We start from the raw sequence: 25,963 nt of genomic DNA on the forward strand, positions 1-25,963 counted from the left end.
CGATTACCCGGTCCGGCCCGTCACCCCGCCGCGTCCGGCAGGCCGGCCAGTTCAAGCGCGCGATCCATCTTGGTGATGAACGCCTCGGGAAAGCACCAGCGCTCATAGGCGAAGCGGGCATCCTGCCGGGTGAAGCCCGGCCGCAGTTCGCGCAGCCGTTCGACCGCGCGGCGCGCCTCGGGCAACCGGTCAAGATAGGGAAGCGTATAGGCAAGCTGCACCTGGCTCAGCCATGAGGTTTCGTCATAGGCGTTCATGAAGCCGTCCAGTGCCGCCTCGTAATCGCCCGCGACCCAGGCCGCCTTGCCGATGGGCCAGTACCACCACCGTGCATAGCCCTGCGGCGCAAGATCTATCGCGCGCCGGGCCAGGGCCGCGCCTTCTTCCCACCGGCCGACATAGGCGGTCCAGTTACCGACGCCGCCGAGGATGTTCGGATCATCCGGGTTGATCTCAAGCGCCCGGCGGGCGGTGGCCAGTGTCTGCTCGCGCTGGCAGTTCGCGTAATAGGCCCGCGCCATCGCATAATAGGTCGCGGCGTCGGGCGGCGGATGCAGGGCCTCGGCCCGTTCCACCGACACCAGCGCCCGTGACGCCAGCCCGGCCCGCAGGCCCGGGTCCGACCGCGCCGGCTCGTCCAGCCCGACACCCCACCAGTATTGCTGCGCGTAAAGCGCGCCCCGCAGCGCCAGGGCGCGCGCGTCCCGCGGGTTGCGCGCCAGCAGGGCCGAGAGACAGGCGTCCGACCGCTTGGCGATCCGGTCGTTGTTCTGGTTTCCCTGCAACTGATAGCTGATGAGATAGCATTCAAGCGGGGTCAATTCCGCCACCGGCTTGTTCTCCGAGGCAGCGAACAGCACCCGGGCGATCTCGCCGTTCAGCGGCGAGGCCAGCCGGGCGGCAAGCCGCACCGCAAGCCCGTCCTCATCGTCGAAGGTGCGCGAAAAGATGACACGCCCGGTTGCCGTATCCGTCACGCTGGCCAGCACGCGACCGCGGGTCGTCGATGAAAGATCAAGCTCGAACCGCGCCGCCCGCGAGACGCGCGTCAGGCTGCCATAGCGGCCAAGCGCATGGCCCAGATCGCCCGCCAGGCCCGCGGTCGCGCCGTCCGAGGCGATGGCAATGGTCGGCGGCACCTCGCCCGCCGGATCGCGCAGTATCAGCACCGCCGCAAAAAGAACGACGGCCGCGCCCGCGGCAAGCGCAGCAAGCCGCCGGCGCCGAAGGCCCGCGCCGCGCCGGTCGGCGTGAAGCCGGAACCCCACGCGCGGAACGGTTTCCAGCACACGCTTGTCCTCGTCGCCAAGCGCCCGGCGGATGTCGCCCACGCATTGCGTCAGGCTGTCCTCGGTCACGGCCTGCCCGGCCCAGACCCGATCGAACAGCGCGTCCTTGCTGACGATCCCGCCGGCCTCACCGGCCAGATGCCGCAGGACCTCGAAGGATTTCGGCCTCAGCGGCGTGAACACCCCATCCGGCCCGATCACGCCCCGGCGGCCCGTATCGATCGACGCACCGTTGAAACTCTGCCCGGTGGCGGATCTGAAGGCGAGGATTTCGGACAGTTTCGGCATTTTTAGGTCCGGTTTTCGGGACTTGGCTCGCGCGGCAGAGAGACGATCAGACACCAGCACAAGTGACGGGAGGACAGTATGCAGCCTGAAGCATTTCATGTCACGGTCGCCGTTCCGGCAGGCCTCGGCGGCGGTGACGGCCCTGTCCGCGCCCCTGCCTCTGCCGCGCCTTCACCCGGCATGAGCCACATCCATTTCAGGAGGGCCTGATGATCGAGTTCATCCTTGTCGCCTGCCTTATGGGCGAGCCCGAGCGGTGCCGGACCTACAGCCGGCTGCTGACCGACATGACCCTGATCCAGTGCATGACCAGCACGCAGTTCCTGGCCGCCGACTGGGCCAAAACCCACCCCGGCTGGCAGGTGCAGCGGCTTCACTGCAACGTGGCCGAGCAAAGCGCGAAGCGGCTTTGACGGGCCCGCATTGCTCGCCGTGAGGTGCTGCCCATCCGGGCAAGGGCGAGGCCGGCGTTGCCGATCGCGGCCGAGCAACTCGCGCAAGCTGTGTACAGGCTGTGCACATCCGGTGCCTGTCCGGTGTCCGGTTTGTGAGTGGCGTTTTGCTGGACGCGGCGGGCGCTCCGCGCTAGGTCAGCCGCATGGAACACGCAAAGCCGCCCCTGACCCTCTTTCTGGCCGCGCCGCGCGGATTCTGCGCCGGCGTGGACCGCGCGATCAAGATCGTCGAGATGGCCCTGCAGAAATGGGGCGCCCCGGTCTATGTCCGCCACGAGATCGTCCACAACAAGTATGTCGTTGATTCGCTTCGTGAAAAAGGCGCGATCTTCGTCGAGGAACTGGACGAATGCCCCGATGACCGGCCGGTGATCTTCTCGGCCCATGGTGTGCCCAAGGCGGTCCCGGCCGAGGCCCGGCGGCGCGAGATGGTCTTTGTCGATGCCACCTGTCCGCTGGTGTCCAAGGTGCATATGGAGGCGGCGCGGCATCACGCCGAAGGCCTGCAGATGGTCATGATCGGCCATGCCGGCCACCCGGAAGTCCTTGGAACCATGGGACAATTACCGGATGGCGAGGTGATCCTGGTCGAGGCGGTCGGGGATGTCGCGGGGATCGCGCCGCGCGATCCGGCGCGGCTGGCCTTCATCACCCAGACGACGCTGTCGGTCGATGACACGGCCGAAATCGTGGCGGCCCTGCAGGCGCGGTTTCCGGGCATCACCGGCCCGGCCCGCGAGGATATCTGCTATGCTACCACCAACCGCCAGGCGGCGGTCAAGGCGGTGGCGCCCAGGATCGACGCGCTGCTGGTCATCGGGGCGCCGAATTCCAGCAATTCCAAGCGCCTGGTCGAGGTGGGGAAGGCCGCCGGCTGCGCCTATTCGCAGCTCGTCATGCGCGCCGAGCAGATCGACTGGCGGGCCATCGAGGGCGCGCGCGCCGTTGGCGTGACCGCCGGGGCCAGCGCGCCCGAGGTTCTGATCAACGAGGTGATCGACGCCTTCCGCGCCCGCTATGAGGTGGCGCTCGAGGTGGTCGAGACGGCGCAGGAGAATGTCGAGTTCAAGGTGCCGCGGGTGCTGCGAGAGCCGGCATAGGCGACGCGCCCGGCCACCTCTGCGGGATGTCCGGGCGACGAAAAGGGACGAGGGATGAAACTCTATTCGATGCCGTCCTCGGGCAACAGCTACAAGGCCCGGCTGCTGCTGGCCCTGACCGGGCGCGCGGCCGAGATCGTCGATTGCGAACAGGGCTCGGAGGCCCTGGCGCGGGCCAGGGCCGGGCGCGTCCTGCCCTATGGGAAGGTGCCCGCGCTGGTGCTGGATGACGGGCGGGTGCTGGCCGAATCCGACGCGATCCTGTGGTATCTGGGCGAGGGCACGGCGTTCATTCCCGCCGATGCGGTCAAGCGGGCGCAGATGCTGGGCTGGATGTTCTGGGAACAATACAGTCATGAGCCGGTCATCGCCGTGCGGCAGGCGCTGCTGTCCTATCCCGACCGCGCCGCCGAAGCCACGCCCGCGCGGCTGGCCGATCTGCTGGAACGGGGCCACGCCGTCCTGCGGGTGATCGAGGACCGGCTGGCCGACGCCGACTGGCTGGTGGGCGGGCGGGTCTCTCTGGCCGATCTGTGCCTTTACGCCTATACCCATACGGCGGGGACTCGCGGCGGTTACGACATGGCGCGGTTTCCGGGTATCGGGGCATGGCTCGATCGGGTTCGATCGCTGCCGGGTTATGTGGGGCTGTCGTCATGAGCATTGAATATCTGCTGACCGCTTTCATCGTCTGCCTCGTGCCGGGTATCGGAGTCATCTATACGCTGTCCTCGACGCTGGGGTCCGGGTTTCGCGCCGGGTTCTGGGCAGCGGTGGGCTGCACCATTCCGCCGGTGATCCACATGCTGATCGCCATGGCCGGGCTGGCCGCGGTGCTGCACACCAGCGCGGTTCTGTTCCAGACGGTGAAATTCGCCGGGGTCGCCTATCTGTTGTGGATGGCCTGGGGTGCATGGCGGGGCGAGGGCGGGCTGCGGGTCGATGCCGGCGCACCGATGCCCGTTGCGCGGATCATCTGGCGCGGGGTGATGCTGAACCTGCTCAATCCCAAGTTGCCCATGTTCTTCATGGCCTTCCTGCCGCAATTCCTGCCCGAGGGCGCGGGCATCGGCGCGATGATCGAACTGGGATTGGGTTTCGCCGCCATGACCTTCGCGGTCTTCCTGACCTATGCCACACTGGCCGCCAGCGGTCGCGAGGCGGTGCTTGCGTCCGAATATGCGATGGGCTGGCTGCGGCGGGTCTTTGCCGCCTCTTTTGCACTGCTTGGCCTGAAACTGGCGGTGAGCCGGGCGTGACCGAACTGTTTGCCTGGACCGACGGGGCCTGCAGCGGCAATCCCGGGCCTGGTGGCTGGGGCGTCCTGCTGCGCGCCATGGCGGGCGATACCGTGGTGAAAGAGCGCGAATTGCAGGGCGGCGAGGCGGATACCACCAACAACCGGATGGAACTGATGGCGGCGATCTCGGCCTTGGAGACGCTGACCCGGCCCAGCGAGATCACCATCACCACCGACAGCGCCTATGTGAAGAACGGCGTCAGCCAGTGGATCCACGGCTGGAAGAGGAATGGCTGGAAGACCGCCGGCAGGAAGCCGGTGAAGAATGTCGAACTGTGGCAGCGGCTGGACGCGGCACAGGCCCGCCACAGGGTCGAATGGCGCTGGATCAAGGGCCATGCCGGGCATGCCGAGAATGAACGCGCCGACGAACTGGCCCGCGCCGGGATGGCGCCGTTCAAATGAACGTCTCCGGGCTTCTGGTGGCGCTGGATTACGGTTCGGTGCTGGTTTTCGCGCTGACCGGGGCGCTGGTCGCCAGCCGTGCGCAGCTGGACCCGGTGGGCTTCATCTTCATGGCCGCGCTGACCGCCGTGGGCGGCGGCACCCTGCGCGATCTGATCCTGGGGCGCGAGACGGTGTTCTGGGTTGCCGATCCCTCCTACATCCTGCTGGCCGCGGGCGCGGCGCTGCTGGTGTTCTGGACCGCGCATCTGTTCGAAAGCCGCTACAAGCTGCTGCTGTGGCTGGACAGCGTGGCGCTGGCGGTGGCCGCCGCCGCCGGGGCCGGCGTGGCGATGGAGGCCGGCTTCGGGCCGGTGATCGTCGTCATCATGGGGGTCGTCACCGCGACCTTCGGTGGGCTGATGCGCGATGTCGTGGGCAATGAGGTGCCGCTGGTGCTGAAACAGGGCCAGCTTTACCTGACCGCGGCCTTCGGCGGATCGCTGGTCGCGGTGCTGCTGGCAGGGGCGGGCGCCGGGCGCATCGAGGCGCTGATCGCGGGCGCCGCCGTGGTCTGGACGCTGCGCGCGGGCAGCATGGTCTGGGGCTGGAAACTGCCGGGCTACCGGCCACGCCCGCCAAGGGCGCGCGGCTAGCGCAGCACCGGTGGTCCGGGCTGGGGGCTGCGCAGATCCTCGACCCCCATGCGCAGCCCGCGCCCGATGCGATGGGCCAGCGCCGACCAACCGGCGGCAGGCTCGGGCGGCAGGGTGCGGCGCAGGGTTTCGTCGAACAGGGCCAGCCACTGCGCGAAATGCTCGGGCCGGACATCGCCCGCGGCCATGTGGACGCGCATCGGATTGCCGTCATAGACCGGCTCATAGAGGATCGCCTTGCGCCAGAAACGGGCGATCTTTTCCTCGTGCTCGGGCCAGTCCGTGACATGGCGCGCGAAGACCGGGCCTAAGACCTCGTGCCGGCGGATGGCGGCATAAAAGACCGCGACGACGCGGTCGATCTGGTCGGGGGCGATGTCGAATCGGGCCAGCATGGTGGCCGATGGTCGCGCGCCGCGCGGGCGGGGGCAAGGCGGCCCCGTGACGCAGCCCGGCGACACCCGGCAGATATTTCGGACCGGGATGACGGGGCGGGCGCTTGCAGGCGGGGAAGGGCGTTCCTATAGAGGGCGGCATGTGTTTTCTGGCGTCCAGCATCCGAATTAGTCACCCGGCGGTGTGAGGTTTCGCACCGCCGGGATGCCCCTTGCCGAACCGACAGACCTGAAGGACCGCCCCGATGAGCGCCGAGACCCCCGACTACCGCGACACCGTCTTCCTGCCGCAGACCGAATTTCCGATGCGCGCCGGCCTGCCCGCACGCGAGCCCGCGTGGCTGGACCGCTGGGCGCGGATCGGCATCTATGACCGGCTGCGCGAACGGGCCGGGGGGCGGGCGCCCTTCATCCTGCATGACGGCCCCCCCTACGCGAACGGCAACCTGCATATCGGTCACGCGCTGAACAAGGTGCTGAAGGACTTCATCGTGCGATCCCAGCAGATGATGGGCCGCGACGCGCGCTATGTGCCGGGCTGGGACTGCCACGGCCTGCCGATCGAATGGAAGATCGAGGAACAGTACCGCCAGAAGGGGCAGGACAAGGACGCGGTCGATCTGGTCGAGTTCCGGCAGGAATGCCGCCGCTTCGCCGATCACTGGATCGACGTTCAGCGCGAGGAATTCAAGCGGCTGGGCGTCACCGGCAAATGGGACGATCCCTATCTGACCATGAACTACCATGCCGAGGCGGTGATCGCGGCGGAGTTCATGAAGCTGCTGATGAATGGCTCGCTTTATCAGGGGTCCAAACCCGTCATGTGGTCCCCGGTCGAAAAGACCGCGCTGGCCGAGGCCGAGGTCGAGTATCACGACCATACCAGCCATACGATCTGGGTGCGGTTCAAGCCCATGGGCTTGCAGCCCAAGGCCGAATGGATTGGTTCTTCAAATGAACAACAGCAGACATGGAAAAAAAATTTCGAGGACAAGCTACGAGCACTGGATGATCTGATTGGTAGCGAAGCAGAGGCGTCTGTCGTTATCTGGACAACGACCCCTTGGACGATCCCACAGAACCGCGCAGTCGCCTTCAATAGAGACATCGCTTATGGCCTTTATGAGGTCAGAGAGATTGCTGACAACTCAACAGCGACAAAGGGTGAAAAGCTGTTGCTGGCTGACACCCTAGCCGAGGGAGTGATGCAAGCTGCGAAGGTCGAGAATTACGTAAGACTTCGCGACGTGCCCACGGATCAGCTAGGGATGCTCTATCTTGTCCATCCACTGAGGGGAGTTGAGGGCGCCGACGGGGAATGGGACTATCGTGTCCCCATGCTCGCCGGCGATCACGTCACCGACGACGCTGGCACGGGCTTTGTCCATACCGCACCCAGCCATGGCGATGACGACTATCAGCTAGGGCTGCTGCACAAGCTGCAAATGACCTATAACGTCGAGCCGGACGGCACTTACCGCGCCGATCTGCCGCTCTTCGGGGGCGAGGCGATCATCCAGCCCGATGGCAAGGACGGCCCCGCGAATGTCAGCGTCATCAAGCAGCTGGCCTGGGCCGGCGCGCTGCTGGCCAAGGGCAAGATCAAGCACAGCTATCCGCATAGCTGGCGCTCGAAGGCGCCGCTGATCTATCGCAACACGCCGCAGTGGTTCGCCGCCATCGACCGGCCGCTGGTCGACGGGATGGGCGACTATGGCGACACGATCCGGGCGCGGGCGCTGACCAGCATCGACAGGCTGGTGAAATGGACGCCGCAGACCGGCCGCAACCGGATCCATTCCATGGTCGAGAACCGCCCCGACTGGGTGCTGTCGCGGCAGCGGGCCTGGGGTGTGCCGCTGACCTGTTTCGTGAAGAAGGGCGCCAAGCCCGATGCCGGGGATTTCCTGCTGCGCGATGTCCGGGTGAACGACCGCATCATCGCCGCCTTCGAGGCCGAGGGCGCGGATGCCTGGTATCGCGACGGCTTCAAGGCGCAGGTGCTGGAGGGTGTGGCCGACCCCGACGACTACGATCAGGTCATGGACGTGCTGGATGTGTGGTTCGACAGCGGCTCGACCCATGCCTTCGTGATCCGCGACCGCGAAGACGGCAGCCCCGACGGCATCGCCGACCTGTATCTGGAAGGGACCGACCAGCATCGCGGCTGGTTCCAGTCCTCGCTGCTGCAGGCCTGCGCCACCCGGGGCCGCGCGCCCTACAAGGGCGTGCTGACGCATGGCTTCACCCTGGACGAGAAGGGCATGAAGATGTCCAAGTCCCTGGGCAATACCATCGTGCCCGCCGAGGTGGTCGGACAATATGGCGCCGATATCCTGCGTCTGTGGGTGGCGCAGGTGGATTACAGCGTCGACAGCCGCATCGGCCCCGAGATCCTGAAGGGCACCGCCGACAGCTATCGCCGGCTGCGCAACACGCTGCGCTTCCTACTGGGCGGACTGGCCGGCTTCGCCGAGGCCGAGAAGCTTGCGCCCGACGAGATGCCCGAACTCGAGCAATGGGTCCTGCACCGGCTGGCGCAACTGGATCATGTCGTGCGCAAGGGCTATGACGCCTATGATTTCCAGGGCGTGTTCCAGACCCTGTTCCAGTTCTGTACCGTCGATCTGTCGGCCTTCTATTTCGACATCCGCAAGGATCGGCTCTATTGCGACGCAGCAGACAGCACCCGCCGCCGCGCCGTGCGCACGGTCATGGACATTCTCTATCATCGCCTCGTGACATGGCTGGCCCCGATCCTGCCCTTCACCATGGAGGATGTCTGGCTGTCGCGTTTCCCGTCCGAGGATGACAGCGTGCATCTGCACGATTTTCCGGCGACGCCCGCGGAATGGCTGAACGAGCCGCTGGCGGCGAAATGGGATCACGTGCGCCGCGCCCGCCGCGTGGTCACGGCGGCATTGGAGATCAAGCGCAGCGACAAGACCATCGGCGCCAGCCTCGAGGCGGCGCCGGTCGTGCATGTCGAGGACCGCGATATCCTCGAGGCGCTGAAATCGGTGAACTTCACCGATATCTGCATCACCTCGGACCTGTCGCTGACCGCCGATCCGGCCCCGAACGAGGCTTTCCGCATGGCCGAGGCGCCGGGCATCGGCGTGGTCTTCGAAAGCGCGATGGGCGAGAAATGCCAGCGCTGCTGGAAAATCCTTCCCGATGTGGGCAGCCATGACCATCCCGGCGTCTGCGCCCGCTGCGACAAGGTTCTGGGCCATGGCTGAGGCGCAGCCCTACCAGCCCGCTGCGGACCGCCATGACCGCATGATCTATCGCCGCTGCGGGCGCTCGGGGCTGAAGCTGCCGGCGATCAGCCTGGGGCTGTGGCACAATTTCGGCCATGACACGCCGCATCAGGTCAAGCGCGACATCTGCCGCAGGGCGCTGGACCTCGGCATCACCCATTTCGATCTGGCCAATAACTATGGCCCGCCGCCGGGCAGCGCCGAAGAGGCCTTCGGAGAGATCCTGCGCAGCGATTTCTCCGGCTGCCGGGATCAGATCGTGATCAGCAGCAAGGCCGGCTATGACATGTGGCCGGGGCCATACGGCGAATGGGGAAGCCGCAAATACCTGATCGCCAGTTGCGACCAGTCGCTGAAACGGCTGGGCGTGGATTATGTCGATATCTTCTATTCGCACCGTTTCGACCCCGAGACACCGCTGGAAGAGACGATGGGCGCGCTGGATCAGATCGTGCGGTCGGGGCGCGCGCTCTATGCCGGGATCAGCAGCTATAACAGCCAGCGCACGGCCGAGGCGGTGGCGATCCTGAAGGATCTGGGCACGCCCTGCCTGATCCATCAGCCCAGCTATAACATGCTGAACCGCTGGGTGGAAAATGACGGGTTGCTGGACCGGCTGGACGATCTGGGCGTGGGCAGCATCGTCTTCACGCCGCTGGCGCAGGGGATGCTGACCGGGAAATACCTCAAGGGCGTGCCGTCGGGCAGCCGCGCGGCACAGGGCAAGTCGCTGTCGCAGGACTGGCTGAGCGAGGACATGATCGCCCGGCTGAACGGGCTGAACGGAATCGCCGCGGCGCGCGGGCAGAGCCTCGCGCAGATGGCCGTGGCCTGGGTACTGCGCGGCGGGCGCGTGACCAGCGCGCTGATCGGCGCCTCGCGGCCCGAACAGGTCGAGGATTGCGTGGGGGCGCTGGCCCGCCTCGATTTCAGCCCGGATGAACTGGCCCGGATCGATGAGCTGTCGGCCGGCGGTGACGTGAATATCTGGGCGCGCTCGTCGGAAGGGGCGGGCGAGGGCTGAGTTTCAGACCAGCCACCAGCCCCGGTTCTTCAGCCGCTGCCGGATCGGCCGTTCCTTCGTGGGCAGGGCGGTCTGGTCGAACATGGGGCGGATCTTCTTGCGCCCCTTGCCCTGATAGATCAGCCGATGCGCCGGCACCCATTCGCGCAGGCGCCGCTTGATCCGGTTCGGCGCCGTCGCCGTCTCCAGTGCATCCAGCACCTCGTCCGGTTCGCGGGCATAGAGCAACGACAGGTTGCGGTAATGGCAACTGACCGCCCCGTCCAGCCCGGCCAGCTCCGGCCCCGGCCGCCCGCCGCCGAAACTGTGGATCACCAGTGGCAGGATTACCTGATCCAGCCAGGGATCGAGGCTCTGGCAGGCCATCACCTCGCCGGGCTCGTCCCGCAGGGCAATCGCCCAGTTCAGGAAGCGCCGCCCGAATTCGGCCGGATCGGCGCCGAAGAACCAGCCGGCGTTGAAGTAGAGATAGCGTTCCCAATGCCCGTCCGGCTGGTCCGGGTCCAGCGAGCCCGCGAAGTCCAGCCCGAAACGGTCATAGAGCGATTTCCAGATGTCGTCATAGCCGGGGCCGTAAAGCGGCGGGTCGGGCCAGGTCCCCTCGCGCCGCATCGAGGCCGAGGGGCGCCCGAAGTCGAAGGCGATCCTGTCCAGCGGTCCGGTGATCAGCGTATCGGTGTCGAAGAACAGGAAGGGCTCGCGCGCGGGAAGGGCGAACAGGGCCTCGATCTTGTTGCCATGGGGATAGGTCGCGCCGAAGTGCCGCGCCGTGAAGGGCAGGATTTCGGCGCCCATCTCTTCCAGCAGGGCGCGCGTCTCGGGGGCGATGCGGGTATGGTGGCCCTCCCACGCCGCCTCGGGCTGCGGCTCGGCAATCAGCAATCGCCCCTGCCAGTCCGGCGAGAACTGGCGCAGGCTGGCGGTGAAGATCACCGCCTCGTATTCCAGCCGCCCGGCCTGCGCGACGATCAGCAGATTCGCCGCTGCGGGTGCCGGATCCTTGCCCTGCCCGGGGCGCTTTTTCTTTGGGGCCGTGCTGCCGGTCATCTGCTCGTTCCTGCGATCGTCCGGCGACACTAGTCACCCGACAGGGCAGAGGAAAGGGTGCCCGTAGGCACATCAGCGGTCCGTCGCTTCAGCCAGCATTGCGGTGATCCAGCCGCGAAAGGCCTTCAGCGGCCCCAGATCGTCCTTGCCCTGCGGCCAGGCCAGCCAGTATGCGCCCGGTCCCGGCACCGCCTGCCGCAGGATCGGGCGCAGCCGACCCTCGGTGATCTCGATTCGCGCCAGGTAATCGGGCAGCAGCGCGATCCCCAGCCCCGAGATCGCGGCCTGGATCATCATCGAGAACTGATCCATCAGCATGCCGTTGGGCACCATGGGCGGCGCCGCGCCCTGACCCTCGAACCAGGCCGCCCATGCGGTGGGCCGGGTTTCCAGTTGCAGCAGCACGCAGTCATGCAGATCCTCGGCGCGCGCAACCGGATGATCGGCGAGGAAGGCAGGTGCGGCACAGGCGGTCAGCCTTTCGTCGAACAGTTTCAGATGCATCGCCTCGGGCCAGTCGTCGCGGCCGAAACAGATCATCGCGTCGAAGGGCTCGGCCTCGAAGTTGAAGCGGGCAAAGCGCGTGGCCAGATTGACCGAAATGCCCGGATTGGCCGACAGGAATCCCGGCAGTCGCGGCGCCAGCCAGCGGGTGCCGAAGGTCGGCAGCACCGCCAGCGACAGCGAGCCGCCCTCGGGATTGGCGATCAGCGACATGCTGGCGCGCTGCAGGATATCCAGTGCGTTCGAGACTTCGCGGAAATAGCGCTGCGCCGCCTCGGTCGGGATCAGCCGCTTGCGCTGGCGGCGGAACAGATCCTGCCCCAGTTGCGCCTCCAGCGTCTGGATCAGCCGGCTGACGGTGCTTTGGGTCAGCGCCAGATCCTGCGCCGCCCCCGTGACCGAGCCGTTGCGCATCACCGCGTCGAAGGCCAGCAGCAGGCTGAGATTGGGCAGAAAGCGCCTTTGCCGCATCATTCATTCCATACATGAACTGATGCGGATTATCCGTTTTTCATGGCGGCTGCAAAGCGATAAAAGTTGCAGCAAGAATGTCACTGGCACCGCCGAGGGGGAAATCCGATGTCCACGAAATCGCACAAGGGCCAACCGTTTTCCTGGTCCGACCCGTTCCTGCTGGAGGATCAGTTGACCGGGGAAGAGCGGATGATCCGCGACAGCGCCGCCGCCTTTGCCGCCGAATCGCTGGTCCCGCGGGTGCAGGACGCCTATCTGAACGAGCAGACCGACCCCGAGATCTTCCGCGAGATGGGTGCTGCGGGTCTGCTGGGCGTCACCGTGGCCGAGGAATATGGCGGGGTGGGGGCCTCATACGTCGCTTACGGCCTGGTCGCACGCGAGATCGAGCGGATCGACAGCGGCTATCGCAGCATGGCCTCGGTCCAGTCCTCGCTGGTGATGTTCCCGATCGAGGCCTATGGCAGTGAGGAACAGAAGCGGAAATACCTGCCGAAACTGGCCTCAGGAGAGTTCATCGGATGCTTCGGCCTGACCGAACCCGATGCGGGGTCCGATCCGGCCGGCATGAAGACCCGGGCGAAGAAGACCGAAGGCGGCTATGTGCTGAACGGCGCGAAGATGTGGATTTCTAACGCGCCGATCGCCGATGTATTCGTGGTCTGGGCGAAGTCCGAGGCGCATGGCGGCAAGGTGCGCGGCTTTGTCCTTGAGAAGGGCATGAAGGGCCTCAGCGCGCCGAAGATCGGCGGCAAGCTGTCCCTGCGCGCCTCGATCACCGGCGAGATCGTGATGGAAAATGTCGAGGTCGGCGAGGACGCGCTGCTGCCCGGCGCCGAGGGCATGGGCGGCCCCTTCGGCTGTCTGAACCGCGCGCGCTATGGCATCAGCTGGGGCGCCATGGGCGCGGCCGAGGATTGCTGGTTCCGCGCCCGCCAGTACGGGCTGGACCGGCATCAGTTCAACCGCCCGCTGGCCGCGACGCAGCTTTACCAGAAGAAACTGGCCGACATGCAGACCGAGATCGCGTTGGGGTTGCAGGCCAGCCTGCGCGTCGGCCGGCTGTTCGACGAGGGCAAGTTCGCGCCCGAGATGATCTCGATCGTCAAGCGCAACAATTGCGGCAAGGCGCTGGATATCGCGCGCATGGCCCGCGATATGCATGGCGGCAACGGCATCCAGATCGAATATCACGTCATGCGCCATGCCCAGAACCTGGAAACCGTGAACACCTATGAGGGCACGCATGACGTTCACGCGCTGATCCTTGGCCGCGCGCAGACCGACCTTCAGGCCTTCGGCTGAGCCATGTCCGAGGCACCGCTGAAGGGGCTCAGGGTCGTCGAACTGGCCCGCATCCTCGCCGGTCCCTGGATCGGCCAGACGCTGGCCGATCTGGGTGCCGAGGTCATCAAGGTCGAGGCGCCCGAGGGCGACGATACCCGCCGCTGGGGGCCGCCCTTCATTGAACGTCCGCGCGCCGATGGTTCGACCGAAACGGTCGCCGCCTATTTCCACGCCGCCAACCGGGGCAAGCGTTCGATCATCTGCGATTTCAACGATGCCGGCGATCTGGAGCGGCTGAAGACGTTGATCGACGGCGCCGATGTGCTGGTCGAGAATTTCAAGCTGGGCGGCCTGCGCAGGTTCGGGCTGGACTATGCCAGCCTCGCGCCGCGCAACCCGCGCCTCGTCTATGCCTCGATCACCGGATTCGGGCAGGACGGGCCGCGCGCGGCGCAGCCGGGTTACGACTTCCTCATTCAGGGCATGTCCGGCATCATGGACCTGACCGGCGACCCGAGGGGCGAGCCGCAGAAGGTCGGCGTCGCCTGGATCGACATCTTCACCGGGCTTTACGGGGTGATCGCGGTGCAGGCGGCCCTGGCCGAACGGGCGCGGTCGGGGCAGGGGCAGCATCTGGACCTGTCGCTTCTGGATTGCGGCGTCGCGGTGCTGGCCAATCAGGCGACGAACTACCTGCTGGGCAGCAAGGTTCCGCACCGGCTGGGCAATGCGCATCCCAATATCGTGCCCTATCAGCTGTTTCCGGCCTCGGACGGGCATCTGATCATCGCCTGCGGCAATGACCGGCAGTTCGCGGCACTCTGCCGGGTGCTGGACCTGCCCGATCTGCCCGCCGATCCCGACTTCGCCAGCAACGGGGGCCGCGTCAGCCACCGCGAGCGGCTGATCCCGCTGCTGTCACAGGCCACGCGGCGCTTTGCGCGCGCCGATCTGATCGCCACGCTGGAGGCGGCGGGCGTGCCGGGCGGCCCGGTCAATGACGTGGCCGAGGCACTGGCCGAACCGCAGCTGCGGGCGCGGGGGCTTCAGATCGCGCCCGAGGGGATCGCCGGGCTGCGCACGCCGATCCGCTTTTCGCGCAGCCCGCTGGTCACCGACCGCGCCGCGCCGGCGCTTGGCGAGGGTGAGTGGCGGTTCGAGACGGCCTGAGGCGCGATCCGGGGCAACTCTTCAACGGGGGGCGTTCGCGCCCCCTTTTCACATGCCGGGGCTGCCCCGTCCGGTCCGGCCTCGCCTCTTGCCAGCGATGCGGGCTTGGGCCTACCCTCGCGCCATGCAACCCCCGCAACAAGGGGGCGAACCAACGACAGGGAACCCGCCATGAAACATCTTCTGACCCCGCGCGCGCTGCTGCTGGCTTCCGCCATCGCCCTGGCCCCTGCGGCCTTTGCCGAGACCCCGGCCGACACGCTGGTCGTGGCCAATGATATCAACGACATCATCAGCCTCGACCCGGCTCAGACCTTCGAGTTTTCGGGCAATGACGTGAACCGCAACACCTATGACCGGCTGGTCGATTTCGATCCGCTGGACATGGCGGCGGGCTTCAAGCCGGCGCTGGCCGAAAGCTGGCAGGTGGCCGAGGACGGCATGTCGATCACCTTCACCATGCGCGAGGGTGTCACCTTCCATTCCGGCAACCCGGTCCGTGCCGAGGATGCGGCATGGTCGCTGCAACGTGCGGTGATCCTGAACAAGACCCCGGCGTTCATCCTGACCCAGTTCGGCTTCACGCCCGAGAACGCCGGGGAAAAGATCACCTTCGACGGCAATACGCTGACGCTGAGCCTCGACAAGCCCTATGCGCAATCCTTCGTGTTGAACTGCCTCACCGCGATGGTCGCCAGCGTCGTGGACAAGGAACTGGTGATGGCCAATGCCGAGGGCGAGGATATGGGCAACACCTGGCTGAACACCAACGAGGCCGGCTCGGGCGCCTTCACGCTGACCTCGTGGCGGGCGAACGAGGCGGTGCAACTGGCCGCCTATGAGGGCTACTGGCAGGGTGCCGCGGCGATGAAGCGCGTCATCATCCGCAACGTAGCGGAATCCAGCGCCCAGCGGTTGTTGCTCGAGCAGGGAGATATCGACGCCGCGCGCAACCTGACGCCCACCGATGCCGATGCGCTGCGCGAGGTCGAGGGCGTCAAGGTCGAGGACCAGCCCCAGGGCCGCATCCTCTATCTGGGGTTGAGCCAGAAGGACGAACTGCTGTCGAACCCCGCCGTGATCCAGGCGATCAAGCATCTGGTCGATTACGATGGCATCACCGGCAGCTTCCTGAAGGGCATGTTCAAGACCCGTCAGTCCTTCCTGCCCGAGGGTTATCTGGGCGCGCTGGACGAGAACCCCTGGACCTATGACATCGCGAAGGCGAAGCAGCTTCTGACTGACGCCGGGATCGAGGGCGGCACCATCAATACCAGCGTCCGCGACCTGCGCGAATATGTAGATGTGGCGCAGACGCTGCAGGCATCCTTCGCCGAAGCCGGGCTGACGCTGAACATCGAGCAGATGACCGGCGCGCAAAGCCTTGACGCCTATCGCGCCCGCCAGGTGCCGATCTATATCGGCGAATGGGGCCCGGACTATTCCGACCCGAACACCAATGCCGCGACCTTCGCCTATAATCCGGACAACAGCGATGAGGCGATGGCCACCGGCCTGCTGGCATGGCGCAATTCCTATGCCGTGCCCGAGGCGATGAACGAGGCGACCGTCGCCGCCACGCTGGAGCAGGATGGCGACAAGCGCGCCCAGATGTATCTGGACATCCAGAAGCAGTATCAGGCCGAGGCGCCGCTGATCCCGCTGTTCCAGCGCATCGCCAATACCGGCCTGCAGGAAAACGTGCAGAACTGGAATATCGGCGGGGCCGTGACCTCGGTCATGTATCATCAGGTCACCAAGGGCGAGTGATCCTTGGCCGCGACCGACACCGATCCGGGCGGGCGGGGCCAGACCCCGCCCCCTTCGGCCTCTGACCGCAGCGCCGCCCGCCGTCGTCGCCTTCGCAACATCGCGGGAACATTGCTGTCGCTGGCACTGACATTGCTGGGGCTGCTGCTGGTCACCTTCATCATCGGCCGGGTCATGCCGATCGATCCGGTGCTGAAGGTGGTGGGCGACCGTGCCAGCCAGGCGCAATACGACGCCGCCTATCAGGCCATGGGTCTGGACAGGCCGCTGGCAGTGCAGTTCCTTGGCTATATCCGGGACATTCTCAGCGGCGATCTCGGCCGTTCGATCTCGACCGGGCAACTGGTCGTGAACGACATCAAGCGGGTGTTCCCGGCGACACTGGAACTGGCGACGCTGGGAACCTTCATCGGCGTGTCGATCGGGGTGCCGCTTGGGGTGATCGCCGCGGCGAAACGCGGCGGCCTCGTCGATCAGGTCGCGCGCGTGGTGGCGCTGGTCGGGTATTCCATGCCGATCTTCTGGCTGGGCCTGATGGGGCTGCTGGTCTTCTACGGCATCCTCGGCTGGGTCGGCGGGCCGGGCCGGCAGGGGATCATCTATGACGGCATGGTGCCGACCGTGACCGGCCTGATCCTGGTCGATTCGCTGATCGCCGGCGACTGGGGCGCGTTCCGCGACGCGTTCAGCCACATCATCCTGCCGGCGTCGCTGCTGGGCTATTTCAGCCTTGCCTATATCAGCCGCATGACCCGCAGCTTCATGCTGGAGCAGCTGTCGGCCGAATATGTCACCACCGCGCGCGTCAAGGGCCTGTCCGAGCGCGCGGTGATCTGGCGCCACGCCTTCCGCAATATCTCGATCCCGCTGGTGACGGTGATCGCGCTTTCCTTCGGCTCGCTGCTGGAAGGATCGGTGCTGACCGAGATCATCTTCTCCTGGCCCGGCCTTGGGCAATACATCACCAAATCGCTGCTGGCCGGCGACATGAACGCGGTCCTTGGCGGCACCATCGTCGTCGGCACCTGCTTCATCGCGCTGAACCTGCTGAGCGACCTCCTGTACCGCGTGCTGGACCCGAGGTCGAAATGAGCCGGATGACCCGCCGCGAATGGCTGCTGTCCGACGCGCCCCAGACCCGGCGTCAGGCGCGGCTGGGCGCGATCTATCAGGGCTGGCTGACCTTCCGCGCCAACCGGCTGGCGATGTTCGGGCTGGTGATCCTGATCCTGCTGATCTTCATGGCGATCTTCGCGCCATGGCTGGCACCGCAGAGCCCGTTCTCGCAGAACCTCGCCGGACGGCTGGCCCCGCCCTCGGCCGAACACTGGCTGGGCACCGACGCCCTGGGACGCGATATCCTGTCGCGGCTGATCCACGGATCGCGCATCACCCTGTTCATCGTCGGCACGGTGGCGCTGATCGCGCCGATCATCGGGCTGTTCATCGGCACGGTGGCGGGCTTCGCGGGCGGCTGGACCGATCAGGTGCTGATGCGGATCACCGACATCTTTCTGGCCTTCCCCAAGCTGATCCTTGCACTGGCCTTCGTCGCGGCCCTCGGCGCCAGCATCGGCAACGCCGTCCTTGCCCTCGCGCTGACCGCATGGCCGCCCTATGCGCGGCTGGCGCGGGCCGAGACGCTGACCATCCGCCATGCCGACTATATCGCCGCCGCCCGCCTTCAGGGCGCGGGTCCGATGCGGCTGCTGATCCGGCATATCTGGCCGCTCTGCATCAGTTCGCTGATCGTGCGCGTGGCCCTCGACATGGCCGGGATCATCCTCTCGGCGGCGGGTCTGGGCTTTCTCGGCCTTGGCGCGCAGCCACCGATGCCGGAATGGGGGGCGATGATCTCGGACGGGCGGACCTATATCCTCGATTTCTGGTGGGTGGCGGCGATGCCGGGCCTTGCCATCTTCATCGTCAGCCTGGCCTTCAACCTGCTGGGCGACGGGTTGCGCGACGTGCTGGACCCGAAGGGGGCCAAGGAATGACCGGCCCGCTGCTCTCGGTTCGCGATCTGCGGGTTGCCTTCCCGACCCGTCAGGGCATCTTCGAGGCCGTGCGCGGCGTCAGCTTCGATCTGGGCCGCGAACGGCTGGGGGTGGTGGGCGAATCCGGTAGCGGCAAATCCATGACCGGCCGCGCCATCCTCGGCCTCGTCCGCCCGCCCGGCCACGTCACCGCCGAGAGGCTGGATCTGGATGGCCAGCCGATCCTGAATTTGCCCGAACGGCAGATGCGCAGGATCCGCGGGCGCCGCATCAGCATGGTCATGCAGGATCCGAAATTCAGCCTGAACCCGGTGATGACCATCGGCGACCAGATCATCGAGGCCTATCGCCTGCATGCCGGCGGCGGCAGGGATGCGGCCCGGCAAAAGGCGCTGGACATGCTTGAGGCCGTGCAGATCCGCGATCCCGAACGGGTGATGACCACCTATCCGCACGAGGTCTCGGGCGGCATGGGGCAGCGGATCATGATCGCGATGATGCTGGCCCCCGATCCCGAAATCCTGATCGCGGACGAGCCCACCTCGGCGCTGGATGTCTCGGTCAGGAACGAGGTGCTGAACATCATGGACGCGCTGGTCAAGGATCGCGGCATGGGGCTGATCTTCATCAGCCATGACCTGAATCTTGTCGCGCAGTTCTGCGACCGCGTGCTGATCATGTATGCCGGCCGCATCGTCGAGACGCTGGCGGCGCGCGACCTGCACCACGCCCGCCATCCCTATACGCAGGGCCTGCTGAACAGCCTGCCGCGCCTCGATGCGCCGGTTGACCGCCTGCCGGTCCTGCAACGTCAGGACAACTGGCGCGACGGTGATCCGCTGAGCGAAAGCCTTACGACCGATTTCCCCGGAGGTCTGTGAACCATGTCCTTGCCCCGGGTTGCAGATGTCCGGAGTGGCCGCCCATGCTGACGGTCAAGGACCTTAATGTCTGGTTCGGCTTCCCGCCCGACCGCGTGGATGCGGTGAAAGCCGCCAGCTTCGCGGTGGCCCCGGGCGAGAGCTTCGGCCTTGTGGGCGAATCCGGTTCCGGCAAGTCCACCATCCTGCGCGCCATTGCCGGGCTGATCGACACATGGTCCGGCCGGATCGAGGTGGACGGGAAAGCCGTCGCCGGCAGGACCCGCGACCGCGCCTTCTACCGGACCGTGCAGATGGTGTTCCAGGACCCCTATGCCAGCCTGCATCCGCGCCATTCCGTCGATGCCGTGCTGAACGAGGCGCTGACATTGCAGGGCATGGACGATATCGACGCGCGGATCACCCGGCTGCTGGAGGATGTCGGCCTTGGTCGCGGTTTCCGCTTCCGCTATCCGCACCAGCTTTCGGGCGGGCAACGCCAGCGGGTCGCCATCGCCCGCGCGCTGGCGGCCGAGCCGCGGCTGCTGCTGCTGGATGAGCCGACCAGCGCGCTGGATGTCAGCGTGCAGGCGGAAATCCTGAACCTGCTGGCTGATCTGCGCGCCGAACACAAGCTGACCTATGTCATGGTCAGCCACGATCTGGCGGTGGTCGCGCATATGTGCGACCGGCTGGCGGTGATGCAGCATGGCCGCATCCTCGAGGTGATGACTGCCGATGCCCTGCGCCGCGGTGCCGGCCAGCAGGACTATACCCGGAACCTGATCGCGGCCTCGACCGGCTACAGCCGCAGCTGACGGCTGTCGGTGGGTTGCACTCGCCGCCGGTATCGCTAGCTTGCGCGCGATATCGGAAACGGGGACGGCGATGAAGCGGGTGACACTGGGCGGCAGCGGGGTCGAGGTCAGCGAGATCTGCCTTGGCACCATGACCTTCGGCAACCAGACGGACGAGGCCGTGGCGCATGCCCAGATCGACCGGGCGCTGGCCGTCGGCATGACCTTCATCGACACCGCCGAGATGTATCCCGTGAACCCGGTCCGCCGCGAGACCATCGGCCTGACCGAGGAAATCCTCGGCCGCTGGCTGGCGAAGACGGGCCAGCGCAATCGGGTCGAGATCGCGACCAAGATCACCGGACCCAGCCAGATGGTCCGCGACGGCGCGCCCTTCGGCGGCGCCGAGATCCGGGCCTGTATCGACGCCTCGCTGAAACGGCTGCAGACCGACCGGATCGACCTCTATCAGTTGCACTGGCCGGTGCGTGGCTCCTACGGCTTCCGGCAGAACTGGAGTTATGATCCCTCGGGCCAGTCGAAGCAGCGGAACCTGGACCATATGGCGGATGTGCTTCAGGCGCTGGCCGAGGGGGTCAGGGTGGGCAAGATCCGCGCCGTCGGGCTGTCGAATGAAAGCGCCTGGGGGCTGACCCGCTGGTGCGATACCGCAGACCGCATCGGCGGGCCGCGAATGGCTGCGATCCAGAACGAATATTCGCTGCTTTACCGGATGTTCGACACCGATCTGGCCGAGGTGGCGGTGAATGAGGAAGTGACGCTGCTGGCCTATTCGCCGCTGGCGGCGGGGCTGCTGACCGGCAAGTATTCCGGCGGTGCCCTGCCCGAGGGCAGCCGGGCCGCCGTCGACAAGGCAACGGGCGGGCTCGGCGATCTGGGTGGGCGCAGGACCCGCCGTGGCGTCGCCGCAACCGAGGCCTGGCACGATCTGGCGCGGGATCACGGCTGGGATCCGCTGCACATGGCCATCGCATGGCAGTTGACCCGGCCATTCAGGGTGGTTCCGATCCTTGGCGCGACCACGCTTGCACAGTTGGACCACCTGATCGCCGGGCTGGGCCGGGCGATGCCCGCGGATCTGGTCAAGGCCATCGACCGGCTGCACCGCGACCATCCCTTGCCCTATTGATGAAACCGGCCGGCCCCCTATCTTGTTGACAAGAAAGACAGGCGAAGGGAGCCGTGAATGGCGGGCGATCCGTATGCAGCCTTGGGGCTGACGAAATCGGCCAGCGATGCCGAGATCAAGAAAGCCTATCGCAGGATCGCCAAGACCGATCACCCGGATCTGAACCCCGATCCGGCGGCGGCGGAACGCTTCAAGGCCGCCTCGGCGGCCTATGACCTGCTGAAGGATCCCGAACAGCGCCGCCGCTTTGACGCGGGCGAGATCGACGAGCAGGGCCAGGAACGCCCGCAGCGCCGCTATTACCGCGACCATGCCGAGGCTGCCGGCAATCCCTATGCGCAGGGTTACGGCTTCGATGGCGATCCCGACCTGTCGGATGTCTTCGCGGATCTGTTCGGGCGACGCGGCACAGGCGGCTTCGGGCAGGGCGGCACAAGGCGGGACTTTCACATGCGCGGACAGGATTACCGCTTCTCGCTCGAGGTCGATTTCATGACCGCCGCGCGGGGGGGCAAGGCCCGCATCACCCTGCCCGAAGGCGGCGATCTGGAGGTGACGATCCCCAAGGGCGTGCGCGACGGCCAGACCATCCGGCTGAAGGGCAAGGGCGGGGCGGGCATGGGGCAGGGCGGTGCCGGGGACGCCTATCTGACCATCTCGGTCGCGCCACATCCCGAGTTCCGGCGCGAGGGAGACGACATCTTCCTGACCCTGCCGATCAGCCTTGACGAGGCGGTCCTTGGCGGCAAGGTGGCGGCGCCGACCGTCGACGGGCCGGTCAATCTGACCATTCCAAAGGGCGCCTCGAGCGGGCGCAGGCTGCGGCTGCGCGGGCGCGGCATCAATGGCGGCGATCAGCAGGTCGAACTGAAGATCGTCATGCCGCCGAAGATCGACGACGATCTGGCGACATTCATTGAAACCTGGCGCAGGGATCACGGCTACGACCCGCGTGCCGGGATGAAGGTGGGGGGATGACGGCATGACGCGCTTCTACAGCGAAACCGAGGTCGTGGCGCTGATCGACGAGTTGACGCCGCCACGGCTGCAGACCTATCTGCGCGCCCATATCGTCCGGCCGGTCCCGACGCCCGCGGGGCCGGGCTATCGCGAAGCCGATCTGGCACGCCTGCAACTGCTGTGTGATCTCAGCGACTCGTATGACCTGCCCGAGGATACGCTGCGCATGGTCATGTCGCTGATCGACCAGCTGAATACGGCGCGCGGCGACATGCGGGCGCTGATGCAGGCAGTGGCGGCCGAGCCGGACGAGGTGCGCATCCGCATCCATCACAGCGTACGCCATAGCCGCGGCTAGGATCGGCGCCCCGGCTTCTGTTCCAGACGCCGGAACAGCAGCGACAACCCGAAGCACAACCCGCCATAGATCAGCGCAGTGGTGATCCATGCCTCGAAGATCGCGCGGGTCGAGGTGACCAGTTCGACCGTCCGGTAGGTCAGGTCCTGAACCGAGATCAGCGAGACGATGGCCGAATCCTTGACCAGCATGATGAACTGGCTGGCCAGCGGCGGCACCACCTTGCGCATCGCCTGCGGCAGCACGACGAAACGCATCTGGTCGGTCCATGACAGGCCCATCGCCCGTGCGGCCTCGCGCTGGCCCTTCGGGACCGACTGGATGCCGGCCCGTACGATCTCGCCCACGAAGGCGCTTTCGAACAGGGCCAGCACGAAAACGCCTGAAATCAGCGAGGGAAAGCGGCGCATGTCGCCGAAGAAAATCTCCCAGAGCCAGGCGTTGTCGCCGCGGGCGATGTCGCGGGCCCAGTCCTCGATCCTGAAGGCGGCGATCAACTGCTCGGAGAGGAAGAAGTAGAAGATGAAGATGACGACGAGGCCGGGGATATTGCGCAGGAACTCCAGATAGGTGCGGGCCAGAAGCCGGATCGTCAGGTTCTGCGCGCAGCGCGCCAATCCCAGGATCGTGCCCAGGATCAGCGCCAGAAGGCTTGCCATGATCGAGATGCGGATGGTGTTGAAGAGCCCCACCATCAGCGTGCCGCCCACCCAGCCCCCGGCCTCCTCGTCGTAACGGATCAGGAATTGCGGGATGATCTGCCAGCGCCACTTGTAGTTCAGCGTGCCGTCGATGCGAAGCCAGACATAACCGGCCAGCAGGATCAGCAGGGCGAGGATCGCCCAGTCCAGCCAATGCAGCTTTCGCAGTCCTCGCATGCGATGTCTCCGCGCCCCGCGCGCCCGCCGGATCACCCGGCGGGGCCGTTGGTATCATTCGACCTGATCGGCCCAGTCCTCGGTGGTGAACCAGTAGTCCTGCCGTTCCTTCAGCCAGCCCGAGCGCCAGTTCTGCGCGATCCAGTTGTTGAAGAAGTTCATCGCATCCACATCGCCCTTGCGCATCACGAAGCCGTCGCCGCGCTGGTCGAACACCTGCTCGCCCAGAACGACCAGCGTATCAGGATGGGTCCGGGCATCGCGCGAGGGCGTCGGCTCGGCCCCCATGGTGGCATGGGCGTTGCCGTTCAGGACCTCCTGCGTCGCCGCGCCGTCCTCGTCGAACTGCAGCAGCTTGGCCTCGGGGAACATGGTCGCGATCAGCGTCGAGGGCGTGCCGCCGCGCCGGGCGGCGAAGGTGACCGAGGGATCGTTAAGATCCGCGACCGTCATGCCCTCGGTCAGCTGCTTGTTGGCGACGATCTTCAGGCCGGAATAGGCATAGGGATCGCTGAAATTGACCGTCAGGTTGCGCTGCGCGGTCCAGCTCATGCCCGAGATGATGACGTCGAACTTGCCCGCGACCAGCGCCGGGATGATGCCGTCCCAGGCGGTCTCGATGAACTCGACCTCGACGCCCATGTCCTCGGCCAGCTTGCGGCCGACATCCAGTTCGAAGCCGACCAGATCGCCGTTCTTGGCGCGCATCGACCACGGCACGAACAGGGACAGGCCGATCTTGATGACGCCGCGCTCCTTGATGGCCTCGATCACGCTTTCGCGGGCCAGCGCCTGCGTGGCCTGCTGCGCGGCTGCCGGCAGCCCGGCCAGCAGCGTGGCGCCAAGCGCCAGCGCGCCGGCCAGAAGGGTTCTTCGGTTCTTCATGATGATCCTCCGGTGGTTCTGGTTTCAGGATTTGGTGGCAAGGCGGTGTTCCAGATGCGTGGCCAGCAGCGACAGGCACAGCGTGACCGCCAGATAGAGGGCGGCGACGGTGAACCAGATCTCGAAGCTGAGATAGGTGTCCGAGATGATGTTGCGCCCCGCGGTCGTCAGTTCGGCGACCGCGATGACCGAGACGATGGCCGAGCTTTTGATCATGTTCACCGCCTCGCCGGTCATCGGCGGCAGCATGAAGCGGACGGCCTGCGGCAGGATCACGAAGCGATAGGTCTGCCTGCGGCTGAGGCCGATGGCGGCGGCAGCCTCCCACTGGCCCGTGGCGATCGAGTTGATCCCGGCCCGGAAGATCTCCGAGACAAGTGCTGCGTGATAGACGCCAAGGCAGATCACCGAGGCGACATAGCGGTTCAGCCCGAAGATCGGACCGGTGACGTAGTAAAAGACATACAGCAGCACCAGCAGCGGCATGTTGCGGACGATTTCAAGAAACAGCCGCGCCACCGCCCGCCCGACGACCAGATCGGACAGCCGCAGCAGCGCCACGATCAGTCCCAGGAACAGCGCCAGCAGAAAGGCCAACCCCGACAGGATCAGCGACGCTAGAAGCCCGGTCAGCAGTTCGCCGGCCTGAAATCCGTCCTCGGTGCGCTCAAGGAGGAATTGCGGGATGCGATACCATTGCCAGTTATAGCCCATCGCCGCCGCGCCGTTCAGCGCCGTGCGCAGGATCAGCCAGACCACCAGAAGATACAGCAGGACCGAGACGAGCCGTGATGACAGCAGGCGCCGCGGGCGGAGGGACCTGCGCCGGATCGTCACCCTGTCTGCCGCCTCGACCACGCCTCAGTGCTCCAGCACCTGATCCAGAAACAGCCGGGCGCGCGGGCTGGCAGGGGCGGTGAAGAAGGCCTCGGGCGGGGCGGTCTCGACAATCCTGCCGGCCTCCATGAACACCATCCGGTCGGCGACCTTGCGGGCAAAGCCCATCTCGTGGGTCACGCAGAGCATCGTCATGCCGGTGCCGGCCAGTTCCACCATGACGTCCAGCACCTCCTTGATCATTTCCGGGTCCAGTGCCGAGGTCGGTTCGTCGAACAGCATGATCCGCGGCTCCATGCACAGCGCACGCGCGATGGCCACGCGCTGTTGCTGGCCGCCCGACAACTGGCCCGGATATTTGTCGGCCTGTTCGGGGATGTGCACCCGCTCCAGATACTGCCGCGCCAGCGCCTCGGCCGCCGGCCGCGCCATCCGGCGCACCCGGATCGGGCCAAGCGTCAGGTTCTCCAGCACGGTCAGGTGCGGAAACAGGTTGAACTGCTGGAAGACCATCCCGACCTCCTGCCGCACCGAGCGCAGGTTTGCCATGTCCTCGTCCAGTTCCAGCCCGTCCACGATGATGCGACCGCGGTCATGCGGCTCCAGCCGGTTGATGCAGCGGATCAGGGTCGATTTGCCCGAACCGGACGGCCCGCAGATCACCACCCGCTCGCCCGCCGCGACGCTCAGGCTGACATCGTCCAGCGCAACGAAATCGCCAAAGAGCTTCGACACGTTTATCATCCGGATGATTGGTGTCGTGTCGGACATGCTGGCGGGGGGACTCGCTTCGGAGGGGCAGGTGGATTCGTCCCATGTTAGCGGGAATCCGGAT

The 25,963-nt window shown here is 66.3% G+C and carries 26 protein-coding genes; 18 read left to right on the forward strand and 8 right to left on the reverse strand.

Going from position 1 to position 25,963, the window contains the following annotated elements:
• Nucleotides 1-20: 20 nt before the first annotated feature.
• Complete coding sequence (locus tag KNW02_RS12190) at nucleotides 21-1,577, reverse strand: winged helix-turn-helix domain-containing protein (protein ID WP_216033549.1); 1,557 nt, start codon at nucleotides 1,575-1,577, stop codon at nucleotides 21-23.
• A gap of 209 nt (nucleotides 1,578-1,786) precedes the next feature.
• On the opposite strand from KNW02_RS12190, the gene KNW02_RS12195 reads away from it, so the two are divergent.
• The 6 genes from KNW02_RS12195 to KNW02_RS12220 all read left to right on the forward strand — a co-directional run bounded on the left by KNW02_RS12195 (nucleotide 1,787) and on the right by KNW02_RS12220 (nucleotide 5,472).
• Entirely contained in the window at nucleotides 1,787-1,990 is a 204-nt protein-coding gene (locus KNW02_RS12195) for a hypothetical protein (RefSeq protein ID WP_216033550.1), read from the forward strand.
• Nucleotides 1,991-2,175: 185 nt separating this feature from the next.
• Nucleotides 2,176-3,132, forward strand: coding sequence for a 4-hydroxy-3-methylbut-2-enyl diphosphate reductase (gene ispH / locus KNW02_RS12200; protein ID WP_216033551.1), 957 nt, complete (start codon nucleotides 2,176-2,178; stop codon nucleotides 3,130-3,132).
• Between the two features lie 54 nt (nucleotides 3,133-3,186).
• Complete coding sequence (locus KNW02_RS12205; RefSeq protein WP_216033552.1) at nucleotides 3,187-3,792, forward strand: glutathione S-transferase family protein; 606 nt, start codon at nucleotides 3,187-3,189, stop codon at nucleotides 3,790-3,792.
• Entirely contained in the window at nucleotides 3,789-4,391 is a 603-nt protein-coding gene (locus KNW02_RS12210) for a LysE family translocator (protein WP_216033553.1), read from the forward strand. Before KNW02_RS12205 ends, KNW02_RS12210 begins: the two co-directional genes overlap by 4 nt.
• Entirely contained in the window at nucleotides 4,388-4,837 is a 450-nt protein-coding gene (gene rnhA / locus KNW02_RS12215) for a ribonuclease HI (protein ID WP_216033554.1), read from the forward strand. The genes KNW02_RS12210 and rnhA overlap by 4 nt, the downstream gene beginning before the upstream one ends.
• Nucleotides 4,834-5,472, forward strand: coding sequence for a trimeric intracellular cation channel family protein (locus KNW02_RS12220; protein ID WP_216033555.1), 639 nt, complete (start codon nucleotides 4,834-4,836; stop codon nucleotides 5,470-5,472). The genes rnhA and KNW02_RS12220 overlap by 4 nt, the downstream gene beginning before the upstream one ends.
• Here the strand turns inward: KNW02_RS12220 and KNW02_RS12225 are convergent.
• Nucleotides 5,469-5,867 carry a group III truncated hemoglobin gene (locus tag KNW02_RS12225; protein ID WP_216033556.1) on the reverse strand — a complete coding sequence of 133 codons (399 nt, stop codon included), beginning with the start codon at nucleotides 5,865-5,867 and terminating at the stop codon, nucleotides 5,469-5,471. The two genes, KNW02_RS12220 and KNW02_RS12225, sit on opposite strands and share 4 nt — an antisense overlap.
• Before the next feature lie 245 nt (nucleotides 5,868-6,112).
• On the opposite strand from KNW02_RS12225, the gene ileS reads away from it, so the two are divergent.
• Together ileS and mgrA are read left to right on the forward strand one after the other, a co-directional pair.
• Nucleotides 6,113-9,109: an isoleucine--tRNA ligase gene (ileS, locus tag KNW02_RS12230; RefSeq protein ID WP_216033557.1), complete on the forward strand. Its 2,997-nt coding sequence runs from the start codon at nucleotides 6,113-6,115 to the stop codon at nucleotides 9,107-9,109.
• The gene (gene mgrA, locus KNW02_RS12235) at nucleotides 9,102-10,154 is read left to right on the forward strand and encodes an L-glyceraldehyde 3-phosphate reductase (RefSeq protein WP_216033558.1); all 1,053 of its coding nucleotides are present in this window, start codon (nucleotides 9,102-9,104) and stop codon (nucleotides 10,152-10,154) included. Before ileS ends, mgrA begins: the two co-directional genes overlap by 8 nt.
• Before the next feature lie 3 nt (nucleotides 10,155-10,157).
• On the opposite strand, the gene KNW02_RS12240 is transcribed toward mgrA, so the two are convergent.
• Both KNW02_RS12240 and KNW02_RS12245 read right to left on the reverse strand, forming a co-directional pair.
• Nucleotides 10,158-11,201, reverse strand: coding sequence for a hypothetical protein (locus KNW02_RS12240; protein WP_252733780.1), 1,044 nt, complete (start codon nucleotides 11,199-11,201; stop codon nucleotides 10,158-10,160).
• Nucleotides 11,202-11,273: 72 nt separating this feature from the next.
• Nucleotides 11,274-12,176 (reverse strand): LysR family transcriptional regulator, encoded by a 903-nt coding sequence (locus KNW02_RS12245; protein WP_216033581.1) that lies wholly within the window; start codon nucleotides 12,174-12,176, stop codon nucleotides 11,274-11,276.
• 108 nt (nucleotides 12,177-12,284) lie between these two features.
• On the opposite strand from KNW02_RS12245, the gene KNW02_RS12250 reads away from it, so the two are divergent.
• From KNW02_RS12250 to KNW02_RS12295, 10 genes are all read left to right on the forward strand, one after another.
• A complete protein-coding gene (locus tag KNW02_RS12250; RefSeq protein ID WP_216033559.1) occupies nucleotides 12,285-13,484 on the forward strand; it encodes an acyl-CoA dehydrogenase in 1,200 nt (399 codons plus the stop codon).
• A gap of 3 nt (nucleotides 13,485-13,487) precedes the next feature.
• Nucleotides 13,488-14,636 carry a CaiB/BaiF CoA transferase family protein gene (locus KNW02_RS12255; protein ID WP_216033560.1) on the forward strand — a complete coding sequence of 383 codons (1,149 nt, stop codon included), beginning with the start codon at nucleotides 13,488-13,490 and terminating at the stop codon, nucleotides 14,634-14,636.
• 171 nt (nucleotides 14,637-14,807) lie between these two features.
• Entirely contained in the window at nucleotides 14,808-16,406 is a 1,599-nt protein-coding gene (locus KNW02_RS12260; RefSeq protein WP_216033561.1) for an ABC transporter substrate-binding protein, read from the forward strand.
• A 99-nt stretch (nucleotides 16,407-16,505) separates the two neighbouring features.
• Entirely contained in the window at nucleotides 16,506-17,498 is a 993-nt protein-coding gene (locus KNW02_RS12265) for an ABC transporter permease (protein ID WP_216033582.1), read from the forward strand.
• Nucleotides 17,495-18,403: a nickel transporter permease gene (gene nikC, locus KNW02_RS12270; protein WP_216033562.1), complete on the forward strand. Its 909-nt coding sequence runs from the start codon at nucleotides 17,495-17,497 to the stop codon at nucleotides 18,401-18,403. Before KNW02_RS12265 ends, nikC begins: the two co-directional genes overlap by 4 nt.
• A complete protein-coding gene (locus KNW02_RS12275) occupies nucleotides 18,400-19,284 on the forward strand; it encodes an ABC transporter ATP-binding protein (RefSeq protein ID WP_216033563.1) in 885 nt (294 codons plus the stop codon). The genes nikC and KNW02_RS12275 overlap by 4 nt, the downstream gene beginning before the upstream one ends.
• A gap of 44 nt (nucleotides 19,285-19,328) precedes the next feature.
• Nucleotides 19,329-20,081, forward strand: a complete 753-nt coding sequence (locus KNW02_RS12280; protein WP_216033564.1) for an ABC transporter ATP-binding protein — start codon at nucleotides 19,329-19,331, stop codon at nucleotides 20,079-20,081.
• A 70-nt stretch (nucleotides 20,082-20,151) separates the two neighbouring features.
• Entirely contained in the window at nucleotides 20,152-21,210 is a 1,059-nt protein-coding gene (locus KNW02_RS12285; RefSeq protein WP_216033565.1) for an aldo/keto reductase, read from the forward strand.
• Between the two features lie 57 nt (nucleotides 21,211-21,267).
• Complete coding sequence (locus KNW02_RS12290) at nucleotides 21,268-22,188, forward strand: DnaJ C-terminal domain-containing protein (protein ID WP_216033566.1); 921 nt, start codon at nucleotides 21,268-21,270, stop codon at nucleotides 22,186-22,188.
• Nucleotides 22,189-22,192: 4 nt separating this feature from the next.
• Nucleotides 22,193-22,528 carry a hypothetical protein gene (locus KNW02_RS12295; RefSeq protein WP_216033567.1) on the forward strand — a complete coding sequence of 112 codons (336 nt, stop codon included), beginning with the start codon at nucleotides 22,193-22,195 and terminating at the stop codon, nucleotides 22,526-22,528.
• On the opposite strand, the gene KNW02_RS12300 is transcribed toward KNW02_RS12295, so the two are convergent.
• The 4 genes from KNW02_RS12300 to KNW02_RS12315 are packed head-to-tail and all read right to left on the reverse strand — an operon-like array spanning nucleotide 22,525 to nucleotide 25,899.
• Complete coding sequence (locus KNW02_RS12300) at nucleotides 22,525-23,406, reverse strand: amino acid ABC transporter permease (protein WP_216033568.1); 882 nt, start codon at nucleotides 23,404-23,406, stop codon at nucleotides 22,525-22,527. The genes KNW02_RS12295 and KNW02_RS12300 overlap by 4 nt on opposite strands.
• A gap of 54 nt (nucleotides 23,407-23,460) precedes the next feature.
• Nucleotides 23,461-24,291 (reverse strand): transporter substrate-binding domain-containing protein, encoded by an 831-nt coding sequence (locus KNW02_RS12305; RefSeq protein ID WP_216033569.1) that lies wholly within the window; start codon nucleotides 24,289-24,291, stop codon nucleotides 23,461-23,463.
• Nucleotides 24,292-24,315: 24 nt separating this feature from the next.
• Nucleotides 24,316-25,149: an amino acid ABC transporter permease gene (locus KNW02_RS12310; protein ID WP_348524724.1), complete on the reverse strand. Its 834-nt coding sequence runs from the start codon at nucleotides 25,147-25,149 to the stop codon at nucleotides 24,316-24,318.
• Nucleotides 25,150-25,152: 3 nt separating this feature from the next.
• Complete coding sequence (locus tag KNW02_RS12315; RefSeq protein ID WP_252733782.1) at nucleotides 25,153-25,899, reverse strand: amino acid ABC transporter ATP-binding protein; 747 nt, start codon at nucleotides 25,897-25,899, stop codon at nucleotides 25,153-25,155.
• Nucleotides 25,900-25,963: the final 64 nt, after the last annotated feature.

The organism is Paracoccus marinaquae (assembly GCF_018860165.1).
Classification (GTDB): Bacteria; Pseudomonadota; Alphaproteobacteria; order Rhodobacterales; family Rhodobacteraceae; genus Paracoccus; species Paracoccus marinaquae.